The organism is Chamaesiphon minutus PCC 6605, from assembly GCF_000317145.1.
Lineage (GTDB): Bacteria > Cyanobacteriota > Cyanobacteriia > Cyanobacteriales > Chamaesiphonaceae > Chamaesiphon > Chamaesiphon minutus.
In genome coordinates, this window is the sequence record NC_019697.1 from 5171152 (window position 1) to 5184049 (window position 12898).

At 47.5% G+C, this 12898-nt stretch carries 8 protein-coding genes; 7 read left to right on the forward strand and 1 reads right to left on the reverse strand.

Annotated elements, in window-relative coordinates:
• Positions 1–64: 64 nt before the first annotated feature.
• From CHA6605_RS23590 to CHA6605_RS32025, 7 genes are all read left to right on the forward strand, one after another.
• Positions 65–427 (forward strand): response regulator, encoded by a 363-nt coding sequence (locus CHA6605_RS23590; RefSeq protein WP_015161886.1) that lies wholly within the window; start codon positions 65–67, stop codon positions 425–427.
• 75 nt (positions 428–502) lie between these two features.
• A complete protein-coding gene (locus CHA6605_RS23595) occupies positions 503–1000 on the forward strand; it encodes a chemotaxis protein CheW (protein ID WP_015161887.1) in 498 nt (165 codons plus the stop codon).
• Positions 1001–1536: 536 nt separating this feature from the next.
• Positions 1537–1791: a hypothetical protein gene (locus tag CHA6605_RS23605; RefSeq protein WP_015161888.1), complete on the forward strand. Its 255-nt coding sequence runs from the start codon at positions 1537–1539 to the stop codon at positions 1789–1791.
• A gap of 109 nt (positions 1792–1900) precedes the next feature.
• Positions 1901–2869, forward strand: coding sequence for a hypothetical protein (locus tag CHA6605_RS23610; RefSeq protein WP_015161889.1), 969 nt, complete (start codon positions 1901–1903; stop codon positions 2867–2869).
• Between the two features lie 363 nt (positions 2870–3232).
• Positions 3233–5140, forward strand: coding sequence for a methyl-accepting chemotaxis protein (locus CHA6605_RS23615; RefSeq protein ID WP_015161890.1), 1908 nt, complete (start codon positions 3233–3235; stop codon positions 5138–5140).
• A 50-nt stretch (positions 5141–5190) separates the two neighbouring features.
• Positions 5191–7122 carry a methyl-accepting chemotaxis protein gene (locus CHA6605_RS23620; protein ID WP_015161891.1) on the forward strand — a complete coding sequence of 644 codons (1932 nt, stop codon included), beginning with the start codon at positions 5191–5193 and terminating at the stop codon, positions 7120–7122.
• A gap of 113 nt (positions 7123–7235) precedes the next feature.
• The gene (locus CHA6605_RS32025) at positions 7236–11099 is read left to right on the forward strand and encodes a response regulator (protein WP_015161892.1); all 3864 of its coding nucleotides are present in this window, start codon (positions 7236–7238) and stop codon (positions 11097–11099) included.
• Between the two features lie 60 nt (positions 11100–11159).
• Here CHA6605_RS32025 and gndA read toward each other — a convergent pair whose 3' ends face one another.
• Complete coding sequence (gene gndA / locus CHA6605_RS23635; RefSeq protein WP_015161893.1) at positions 11160–12578, reverse strand: NADP-dependent phosphogluconate dehydrogenase; 1419 nt, start codon at positions 12576–12578, stop codon at positions 11160–11162.
• Positions 12579–12898 lie beyond the last annotated feature (320 nt).

Consider the following 12898-nt stretch of genomic DNA (forward strand, 5'->3'; position numbering starts at 1 on the left):
ATGATGCGCAGACCGATCGATGCTGCTGACTTTGTGCCCAATACCAAAACAAAAGGAAAATAACATGCGATTTTTAATCATTGATGATAGTTCGGTAGACAGACACGCGCTCGCTTCCCTTTTAGAAATTTTGGGTCACGAAGTCGATTTGTGTGCTAGTGCGATTGATGCCTTGGGCATTATTGAAGTTGGCAAGTATGATTTGGTCTTTTTAGATGTGGTTATGCCAGAACAGGATGGCTATAAGTTCTTGCGGACAATGCGGCTCAATCCCAAGACTGCCAGTCAGTATGTAGTTTTTTACTCTAGTAAAACAACTCCTCTAGAAGTAAATTACGGTATTCAGCGGGCTGGTGCTAATGACTATCTATCGAAACCCGTCAGTCATGAGAGTATCGAACGAATTCTCTCCAAAATTCCCGCCTAAGAGTGTCGTAGATAGCTCGAACAAACCTCAATTTTTTGCCGATCGTCTCTTCCATCCCCCAACCTAAACCAGCTCATGAGTGTCAATGTCGCTAAGTTAAGTTCACCCAATCCCGATCGACTACTGCCAGACCCTGGATTAATCTCAGCATTAGAGGATCGATTTATTTTAACTCAAGTCACAGGTTTGACACTGGTATTTCCGGCAACCTGGGTGGCAGAGATCGTCAGAATCGACAGATCTCAAATCCTGGATTTACCATTCTACGATCGATTACTAGTCGGCATCGTTCACCACAATGGTCTGGTCATGCCACTGATTGCCGCCGCCCGTTTGCTATCAGCACCAAAATCAGCTCTGCCAGAGCGAGCGATCGTCGTCCGGCTCAATGAAACTCAAGAGCGATTGGGAAATGTAGGGATTATCGTCGATCGAGCCATCGGTAGCACTACTGGCAGGGAATTACCACCAGACATATTTTCAACCTCTGGATCGGGATCGATGGTCATGATGCAAAGTCATTTAGTTCCTGGCAATTTATGGCAACCACAATCCTGGTCGCTCGATAACTAATCTCAATCGCGCTCATCTTGTCTAAATACCTTAACCTCTTGTTTGCGAGTAACAGGGGGTTTTTTGATGCGTTAACGAAGGCAGAAGGCTCGATCGTTTTGGAATGCAGTTCCAATTATGCCTATTACCCATCCACCCATCCACCCATCCACCCATCCAGTGTTAATTTATCGCATCGATACAATCCGCTCGAATTCGATCGATTGGAGCGATTTACAAAGAATGTGCGATCGCGATCGTTACTTTGTTGCGATCGCGTCAATCCTTTGCTGTGAGATGATTTCAAGGATCGAAACTTCAGTAGAATCTCGGATGGAATAAATGATTTAGAACAGATATCTTGAATATATGTCTCTAGGATTTATAGTTCTATTTAACTATTTAAATTGTAATTTTCTGCTGTATGCACACTTTTGCAATAGTGAATCATCAATTGCTAGTTTCTGATTTAAGAGACAAACATTTGGAATTATAGCTATATCGCGGAGATGCTATTTTCGTTATATATATTAAATTAAACTTGCGAATTATTAAAAATGCAACATTCATTCGGAGCTGAAGATCGATTAGCAAAGATACTCAAATTGACTAGCAGTGCTTGTGCTGTAGCCGGAGGAGTATTGCTCGCAGCCAATCTCGATGTGAGTAAATATGGATTTATACTGTTGGCGATGAGTTCTAGTCAAATGCTAATCGCTAGCATCAGGTTGAATGATAAACCAACAATCATCTATGCCGGATCGCTCTTTTTCTTTGTAGATACTTTGGGCATATTTCGGTGGATTTTTTAAGTCCAGCCTTAAAGCTACTAGCAAAGAATACGCTTCAATATTTTTCAATAGTTCGGGCGTAACTCTCTAATATACTTACTACTATTTTATTGTCGAAGGAAACTGGAACATGCCACAAGTAATTACCAACTTAAAATCATTTACGGTCGAAACTTTTCAAAATCTAGTCGATCGCGAAAGTGCTGAGGCTAACATTGAAGCTACTGTCGAGTTAGCCGCAGCTAGTCCTGAAGGCTTGTACTATTTCATGCAGCGTTATGCACATTTCAATGGTTTTGCTGGCAGCTTGGTGGCTAGGTTGGCATCCTCAATCGGACTGTCGCGGGACTTGTTCAATCAACCAGGTATTCCGGTAGTCGATCGAGCAGATCGGGGCTTAGATATTGCCGCAAAAGTGCTTGCCGCGACTATCGACGAACATGCTGACAGTGGAGCGCAACAAGTAACCCACCGGACGTTGGCACAAGCTACGATGCAAGCCATCGGCGACTATGCTGGACTCAGCGATCTCCAATGCAATCAAATCGCCCAAACTCCAGAGTGGATGAACGACATTATCACCGATTTGGTGAGTGGTTATCAGGGCAAAATTGGCGATCTTCAAGCTTTGGTAACTGCGGTAGGCTTTCATATTGGTTCGGAATTACTCGCAGATCGTGAGTACTCGCTGATTGACAAAGTAGTTCGTCACAACAATCGTGGCGTTGGCTTCGATCGCTATTTACAAGGTAAACAGGTGGAAATTGGCGGTAAACGGTTGAGTCCTTGGTACTGGATCGTCGTTCATGGAAAGCACAACTCTACAGGAGTAGAAGCCGAACACTGTCAATTGGCAATCGATGCACTCAATGCGATCGTCGAATATCGTCCAGAGTCCGCAGCGACAATTTTGGAATGGGCATCGACAGGCTTTATCGCTTTTGCCCAACTGCAACAGCGACTCTTTTTTCAGAGTAAGATCGAACTGCAAACACTAAAAACACGTAGATTATTAGAGAGCGGCGCGATGGGGACACTCGGCAGCATGAATGCGACATTTACCAGCGGCGACATTCACAGGACACATGCTTTGAATTAACCGATCTCGCTCGGAATTGGCAATCTGCTTCAATGAATCAACTTAATATACCTAGCTAGATTGGCAGATTTAGCTAGGTATTTTATTGGTATTTTGCATTCAACCAGAATCAACCATCAGCAATATTTTTTGATAGATCGCAAGATTGAGTAGTTGTCTGGGTAACTTAAAGATATGGGTACTAATACTAACAAAATCTCCACTCATCCCATTTTGGCTTAGCAAAACTCTTCTGGATTCGGTAGTAGCAACCATCAAAAATTCCCGAAACTCATACCGATTAACATCTGGGAGCCGCCATGGGGATACAGAAAAGCAGTAAGTAACACATTCACTATTGACTATCGACTATTCATCGATCCCATGAACAGCAACCAAAATCAGACCAGAGTTGAAGCAGAACGAGCTGCTTCCACCAAACTCGCACCACTACAACAAGTCAGAAAATTTGTTCGGAAAAATTTGGTGGCGACAATTACAGCAACCATCGGCGGTAGTTTGCTGCTCACAGGCGCGTCAACATGGAATATTTGGAATATTTACAATGGGTTTCAATCGACTGTCACTAAACAGGTAGAGTTACAAAAGAATAGCGGTCAAAGTCTCTATATCGGTCAAATCCTCTCCTATTCAGTCAAACTTAGTGCGACTACTGGCGATCCCAAATGGGAAGCACTCTATCGCAAATCCGAGCCAGAGCTGGATCGCATCATCAAACAAGTGATGGCGGATGTCCCACCAGCAATTAGTGCCGAAGCCAGTAAAACCGACGAGGTCAATCAAAAACTCATCGCTATTGAAACTGAAGTTTTCAAATTAGTACGGCAGGGCAAAAAAGCCGAAGCAATGCAGTTATTGTTTGGAGCGGAGTATTCTCGTTTAGACCAAATCTACTACTCGGGTACTGCTAAAGTCCTAGAGAAAATTGACCTCTCTATTAAGCAACAGTTGCAGGATTACCAACGGCAACTACTCCTGGCGATGACGATTTCCGGCGTAACACTGCCGATCTTAATCGGTATTTGGATATTAGTTTTATCCGCAGTCCGAGACTATATTCGCGATCGCCAAATTGCCCAAGCCGAGCTGCAACAATCTCAAGCGAGCTTATCATCCCTCAATGCAGCTTTGCAAACAGAATCAGCAGTCCGCGAACAACAAGAAGCGATGGTGCGATTGGCTAGCGAGCAGTTGCAGCAAGATATTGGCGACTTGCTAGATGTAGTGTGTGAAATTGAATCTGGCGATTTTACCGTCCAAGCTCAAGTCAACGATCGTGCTACTGGACTAGTCGGCGATACGCTCAACCGCCTGATCGAAGAACTAGGTCGCACCCTGCGACAGGTTGCCGAAACAGCCTATCGGGTCGATGCTAATAGTAAAACCCAAAAGGAAATGGCCGCCACTGTCGCTCAAAGCACTAGCAAACAGGCTGAAGAAATTCAACAAATGTTGCAGTTGACTCGAAATGTGCGCCAATCTGCCCAAAACAATATGGAGCAGTTAAATGTAACCAATCGATCCTTGGTGACGCTCAAATCCTCCGTAGCTGAAGGGCAGGGGACTATTTCTAGTCTCGATCGGGATATTAATATCTTGCAAGCAGGCAGCGATCGGATCGTCCAAGAGGTCAAAACTCTAGGTGAATTCGTCGGTCTGGCCGACAGATTCGTGCTAGATCAAAGCGAAATTGTCACCCAGACTCAGATTTTAGCTCTTAATGCTTCGTTAGTAGCCGCTCGTGCTGCCGAACAACGCGACCCCAAACTATTCGCGGCTGTGGCACGGGAATTTGAATCGATCGCCACCCAAGTCAGTCAACTCGCCCAGCAGACTAATGAGGGATTGACCAATCTAGAACAACGCAGCACGCAAATTCACAAAGTAGTATCATCCGTCGATGCTGACGTGCAAAGATTGGGCGGTTTGGTAACGACATTTACCCAAGGGGTAAAACAGGCCAGTGATGTCTTCGAGACGGTGCAATCGGTCACCGAACGAGCGGTGGAGTCGGGAGATCGAGTTTCTACAGCCAGTCAAAGAATCGTGGGTGCAGCAGACTCGACTAGTATCGCGATCGAATCGATCTCTTCACTCAGTCAACAAATTACCGATCGATCTCAGGACGCACAAAAGCTGGGCGATCGCTTAAACATCCTCTCGACCGAATTACTCGAAAATATCCAGGTCTTTAAACTCCCGGAAGTGCTGCCAGTCGGGACAAATAGCTCCGATTTTCCTGAAAGTGCCGCTTTAGAAGTTGCTGTCTAAATCTCCCGCGACTCGTTGTTTGTTTTGAAGCCGACTCTATCTATAAATCTATGAATTCCGAACCCTCGACCGATCGATCTGTTGTGGCTAAGGTCGCACAACTCGATCGCCATACCGCTAGAACTGCCAGTCCGCTGACAGCTTTTCTCCAAAAGCACCTCATTGGCACGATCGTACTTTCGACTTGTATCAATCTTGGATTGACAGGGGCGGCAACCTGGAGTGTAGCTGAGACTGCTAGGCAATTGCAAGCCAATGTTACCAAACAGGCGCGCCAACAAGACCTCAGCGGCCAACTGACCTATTTGGATGAAGTGCTCACCATGTCAGCACAGATGTTTACGAATACAGGTCAGTTGATGTGGGATAAACGCTATACCCAAACCGTACCCGTATACGATAAAGCTTTTGCGGAATTGACTAAAGATGTACCCCCCTCTCCGCAATTCGATAAGGCCACCAAGAAGCTATTTGAAATTGAAGATGCTGCCTTTAAATTGGCAAAACAGGGTAACTTGAAAGCAGCTTCAGCACTATTGTTAAATCCAGATTACCAACAGAACAAGCAGATTTACACCACCGAATTGACTGCCACGATCGCCAAGATTAAAACTAATGCCGATACTGAAATTCGTGGCGATCGCCAAGCACTATCAGATGCGATTCTATTAGCTTCGCTCGGATTGGGATTATTAGTCATTACGGGGGCATTGGTAGTCATCACAGTCAGAGGCTACATTCGCGATCGAGAGCAGTCTCAGCAAGACCTCCAGACATTTCAATCCGATCTGCTCTTGCTCAATCACGAACTCAAACAACAAGCCGAACTGCGAACAGAGCAACAAGAGCGAATCGTTACTGAAAGTGCTACTCTCCAAACCGATATCGGTCACATTCTCGAAATAGTTAGCTCGCTAGAAGATGGCAATCTGACTGTTCGGGCAGAGGTTAGTGCGGGCGCGACCGGGTTGATTTCGGATACTCTCAATCGTCTGGTCGAATCACTCCACCGGATTATCTCCGTGGTATTATCGAATGCCGATCGAGTTGCCGCTAGTACATATGGTTTAGATCGCTTAGCATTAGAAACCGCCAGTCAAGCCCAAAACCAAACCAGATCGATCCAACAGATCGAAGCTTCGATCGCTCAAGTTAATACCCTCAGTAATAACTCTTACGAGCGTGCTGTGGCAACTGTCGATGCCGTGCAACTAGCCAAAGCCGCGATCGATAACGGTCAACAGGAAATGAGCGCGATGGGAGATGGGATCGAAACGCTCCAGCAAGGCACCGAACAAATAGTCAGACGCGTGCAGAGCCTGAGTGAGTTTGTCGCCCTAGCCGCTCGGTTCTCTAAAGAGCAAAAGCGGGTCGCCGCCCTGACGCGGGTACTAGCCTTGAATGCTTCTTTGCTCTCGACTCGCGCCCTCCAAGAGCAAGATCCCTTACAGTTTGCCAGTCTCGCTCATGAATTTGAAACCATTGCCAACCAGGTAAATGAGTTAGCTGGTGAAACTAATAACAGTCTAATTTCACTCCAATATCGCACCAACCAGATTCAAACAGTAACTTCTGGTCTTTCACAAGATATCACCGATATCGATCGATTGGTGCAAAAATTCACAGGCGAAATGAATGTATCTCGTCAAGCTTTTACCAATATTCAGTTAGTAACCGATCGAGTCGCGTTGATGGGCGAACAAGTGAGCATCTCCAGCCAGGAGATCGTGCGCGTGGCAAACGATGCATTGACAGCTATTCAATCGATCGGCATCGTCGCTCAAAATACCGAACACAAGGCGACAGTTACCCGCGAAGAGGTAATCAGCATGGGTCAGATGGCGCAGCAACTACTGCAAATGGTCGAGTTTTTCCAGTTGAACGAGTCAACTGCTACAGCCGATCGGATTGTCTTGCCAGAAGATTCGACAGCGGTCAAAAATCCTCAAGCAGTCTACCAACTCCTCCAATCCCCATCCTGATTTACCAACTGAAAGGATTGACAGGATTAATCTTTCGGCACACTCCCGACTCACCCCGTTCCCCCTTCACCGCCGCTTCTAACCGCCTACTAGACCTCATGCAGTAAAACATCATGCTTACACCCGATAATTTAGCCGAAGAGCAATTACAGCAAGAGTTGCGGGAGATGTTTATCGTTGATACCCAGCAACAGCTAGAAACTTATTTTGATGTTGTCCAAAGGTTGCAGCCAGAGTCTTGGATTGCGGATATTCAGTCGCTTTACCGGGCTATTCATACAATCAAAGGTGGCGCGGTCACCGTTGAAGCCGATAGCATATTGTACAGTGCGATGGCCTTAGAAGATTTACTCTCGGACTTACGTTACTTGGAAGTAGCACCACCACTAGATGATGGTAAGCCGATCGAGATGCTCCTAGAAGCTGGCGAACTCCTCGCTAGCTGTCTCGAAATTGGGGATGGCAGCTCGAACGATCCCAGTGGAGATCGGGTGCAATTAACAATCCAACGATTGCAAACTCTGCACTCGCAAGTTAGGGATCGATATTTGCCAGATTGGAACCAGATGAGGCAAGTTCATCAAGAGTTTGCCGAACAGGGTTTCGATTTGGTGGTTTTGGATCTAGAGATGGCTCTGGCAAAAATTCCCGATCGTGGTGTCGTATCCCCCCAGATCGTGGCAAACGCGCAAGCCACGATCGCGCAACTGACTCAAATTGGTACGGAAATCGAATTAGCCCCCGGCTGGACGCAACTACTGCAATTTGGAGATCGACTCATTAGCGATCCCGATCCTCAGTTATGGCAGGTAGTATGGTTGCCTTATTTTCAGGTACTAAAAACTTGTGTCAAAAATAGCGGTGAGATCGATCCTGAAGAGATCGCCAGATTAGATGCGCTAGCAAATTCGCGCGACAATGCCGACAGCGGCACTCCTCTTTCAGTCGATCTTACTTGGGACTTAGATGACGATCTCAGCGGTGCTGGTGATGACTTGTCAGGTTTACTCAATGAGATATTAGTAGCAGCAGAAATTGCACCAGATAGCCTCACGGTAATATCTTCAGCACAATCGCTCGCGACACAGAGCGAGGACAGTACTGAAGTTGCCGAAATCGAGCTGTGGAGTGAGGCAACGATCGAACAATTGGACGAATTTGGATCGCTCGAGGATGAAGCGGATGATGATTTACCCGATTTACTCGATAATTTCTTTGGCAGTGGTGAAATTTTACCCCTAGCCTCAGCCCGATCGCTCGAAATTGAGAGCGAGGACAGTGCTGAAGTTTCCCAAATCGAGCTGTGGAGCGAGACCACGATCGAGCAACTAGACGAATTTGGCTCGCTCGAGGATGAAGCGGATGTAGCTATTGCTGAAGTTTCCGAAATCGAGCGGTGGAGTGAGGCGACGATCGAACAATTAGACGAATTTGGATCGCTCGAGGATGAAGCGGATGATGATTTACCCGATTTACTCGATAATTTCTTTGGCAGTGGTGAAATTTTACCCCTAGCCTCAGCCCGATCGCTCGAAATTCAGAGCAAGGACAGTGCTGAAGTCGCCCAAATCGAGCTGTGGAGCGAGAACACGGTCGAGCAATTAGACGAATTTGGATCGATTGAGGATGAAGCGGATGCAGCTATTACTGAAGTTGCCGAAATCGATCGGTGGAGTGAGGCGACGCTCGAGCAATTGGATGAGTCAGACTCGGTAGAGATTGAGGCGGAGGGAGACTTATCCGATTTACTGGATAATTTTTTCATCGAAGAACGCGCACAAATCGAAATTACCACTTCAGATTTCCACTTGGCACCACCTGGATCGCAGCCGCTCGCGGCAGATAGTCCAGCCGAGAAATTGGCTGAGGCTCAAAATTTCGATCGTGCCGAGTCAGATGAATTTATCGAATTAGATGAGTTCGATCTACTCGCGGAGATTGAGAGCGAACTTGCAGCTAAAAACGAGCCGCTGACAACCGCAGCACCTGGCTCTGTGGTTACCGAGCGCGAACATCGCCAATCATCGATCGAACCAGCAGCTCTCAAACGCGGTGTTTCGATCCCTGTCCCCCTAGAACGACTAGATCGATCGGCTCAACAAGTCGTAGATACATTATTGACAGCCAGGTCGGTCATGAATGCCTCCTCGCGACTCCAGTCCCAATTAAGCCAGTTAAACGCGCTCACCCAAGAAAGTTCTCGCTCCATCGCTGCATTGCGCCAACTTCAAGATAACTACGCGCTCATGCAAAATATCAGCGACGATCGAGATGCAGGCAATAATGTCTCCATCGAGCGTTATCGTCAAGGTTATATCACTATCGTCCAACTGCTAGAAAATCTGCTGCGCATGTCCGAACTCGGTCAAGAGATCGAGGCGACTAACTATGACAGCCACGATCGGATCGAGGCTCTCGATCGTAGTATCGTCAGGCTCAAAGATGGGATTGAAACCAGCCGTCTGGTGCCTTTTCGGAATTTAACGATCCGTGCCAAAGCAATCTTACGCGATCTGACTAATCGGTATGGCAAACCAGCAGAACTGATTGTCGAAAATGAGCGTGTAGAAATGGATGCAGGCATTGTCCAGCAATTAGAACCAGCTCTACTCCACATCTTGAGAAATGCTTACGATCACGGACTAGAAACCGTCGAACAGCGGCTAGCCCAAGGTAAACCAGCACAAGGGACGATTCGGGTATCCCTGCATCGCCGAGGCAATCTCTATCGGCTGACAATAGAAGATGATGGACGCGGTATCGATGGCGACGTCATCTATAGCCTAGCCGAGTCTAAAGGTTTCGCGATCGAACGGCAAGATCCAGAACGTAGCGGTCTACCGCTGACTGAGAGCGAAATCTTGGCAATTATTTGTCAGCCGGGATTCAGTTCTAGCAATACCATCAACGAGGTATCTGGACGCGGTGTGGGCATGGACGTTGTTGTGGCTCAGCTTGCTAGTATTGGTGGCAAATTAAGCCTCAACACTTCAGTAGGTCGAGGCACTAAGTTAACGCTCGAAGTCCCCGCCCCACAGCTATTAGTCCCTTGCGTGCTGTTTCAAGTTGGCGATCGCACGGTCGCTTTTCCTACAGAGGAAGTCCTCGAAACAGCACTGTTAAGTTCGCTCTGTGCCAACATGTCCGCAGACGATCGTGGGGGTATCTGTGCGTGGACGCTCGCCACAAGTCGGGGAGAGATGCCTGGTTTCGATCTAGCTAATTATTGGCAGTTTACCCAAAGATCGCTCCCTGAGACGGCAATTTGCATTCGCACTCGTCAAGGCACTGACAATATGGAAATTTGGTCGATTGCTGACGATCTCATCGGCCAATCCCAACTGCTAATCAATCCTTTGCCTAGTCCGCTGGTCGCTCCTGCGGGATTATTAGGGGTCAGCCTCCAGTCAGATGGTCGGTTGATTTCGATTCTCGACCCGATCGCCTTAACTGCCAAGCTAGCGATCGCCGCCAATCGAGATCTCGACGCTGGCGCGATCGCATTAGGACTCGCTCAAGACAATGTTGCCAAGCATGAGTCTGTCACACCATCCGTACCGAATCTCCCCAGCGGAGACAATGCTACCATTCCCACCATTCTGATCGTTGACGATGCTGCCTTGATCCGCCGCCGATTTGAAGCTAGCCTCAGTATCGCTGGATTTGTCACCCATACTTGCAACGATGGACTAGAAGCCCTAAATTGGCTCCAGTCCAATCCCTTACCCGATCTGATGATTACAGACGTCGAGATGCCCAATATGGATGGTTTCACACTGATCGATCGATTGCGGCAAGCCAACATTGCTCTCCCGATCTTGGTAGTCTCATCGCGATCTTCCGAAGAATGGAGAAAAGAAGCCCGTCGTCTCGGAGCTAACGACTATCTCAACAAAGGTTTTTCTACAGCCGAAATGCTCCAAAAAGTTAATTCACTACTAGGTTCGGTAGTTTCACAGAAAGCCTTTGGACGTTAGGGGATGGGGTAAGGGGATAGGGTATAAACGCTCTCCGTTTACCCACTACCAATTATCCCTTTACCCTTCCTTCGTCCACTCAGTGTGGAACGAGCCTGACTTATCGACGCGCTCGTAGGTGTGGGCACCAAAGTAGTCGCGTTGCGCCTGGGTCAGGTTTTGGGGGAGATTCGCGCGGCGGTAGCTATCGAAGTAATCGAGCGATGCGCTAAATGCAGGGACGGGGATGCCCATTTTAGCTGCTTGAGAGATGACTTCGCGCCAAGCGGATTGACGATCGAGAATGGTTTGTTTGAATTCTGGAGCTAGCAGCAGATTGGCTAGATCTGGCTCGGCTTTGAAGGCATCCTTAATTTTATTCAGGAATCCAGCACGAATGATACAGCCACCTTTCCAGATCCGCGAAATTTCGCTGAGATTGAGATTGTAGCCTTCCGCTTTGGAGGCTGCACTCAGTAGAGCCATCCCTTGAGCGTAGGAACAGATTTTCGAGCAATAGAGGGCGTCGCGGACTTGGTCTACAAAAACTTTCGGATCGCCTGTAAACTTGCCATCTGGCCCAGTGAGGACTTTGGCAGCTTCGACGCGTTCGGCTTTGATCGATGACATAATCCGCCCGTTGACAGCAGCGATAATTGTCGGAATCGATACGCCTAGTTCTAGCGCGCTTTGAACAGTCCAGCGTCCGGTACCTTTTTGAGCGGCGGCATCGAGGATGAGTTCGACTAGTGGTTTACTGGTTTCAGGGTCGATATACTTGAAGATATCGGCAGTTATTTCGATCAAAAATGAATTGAGTTCGTCGGTGGTGTTCCACTCGGTAAAGACTTCATGCAACTGTTTGTGGTCTAGACCAGCAACATTTTTGAGCAGGTCGTAAGCTTCGGCGATCAATTGCATGTCGCCGTACTCGATGCCGTTATGCACCATTTTTACATAGTGTCCGGCTCCACCTTTACCGATGTACGTCACACAGGGTCCATCGTCCACCTGAGCGGCAATTTTTGTCAAAATGGGTTCGAGATTGCGATAGGCCGTTTCCGTGCCTCCTGGCATCATACTGGGGCCATTGAGCGCGCCTTCTTCACCACCACTGACACCCATGCCAATGAAGGTAAATCCCAATCCTTCGAGATCTTTGGTCCGACGCTCGGTATCTGTAAAGAGTGAGTTGCCACCGTCAATGACGACATCTCCTGGTTCGAGAAAAGGTTTGAGTGCGTCGATCGTGTCGTCAGTTGGTTTACCCGCCTTGACCATGAGGAGGATTTTGCGGGGAGTTTCGAGGGCGGCGCAAAATTCTTGTAATGTATGGGTTGCAATTACTTTTTTGCCCTGGGCGCGGGTTTCCATAAACTTATCGGTTACTGCCCCAGTTCGGTTGAACACGGCGATCGGAAAGCCATTGCGCTCGACATTCAGGGCTAGGTTTTCACCCATGACAGCTAAACCAATGACACCAAAGCTTTGTAGAGACATAAATTATTGGAAATACTGGAGATGTAGGGTTCGATCTTTCTTCACCTCACCTTAGCTCGATCCCCATTTTTTGGGGCAGTTTAGATAAATTTTTGTAACGTTATTGGGAAAATGGCAGTTGGGGATCGCATCGATCGCGATTTTATTTACTCGCATCTGCGATGGGGATGCAGTTTGGTGAATAGTGAATAGTGAATAGTGGCTAGTCTCGCATCTTGTAACAGTCTAAAAACACTATTGCTTAGTCTAAACCCAGGGTACCAATAAGCGATGCACTCCGATCGAGAAGCCAGATCGGAGTGCATCGCTTGTTTAGTACC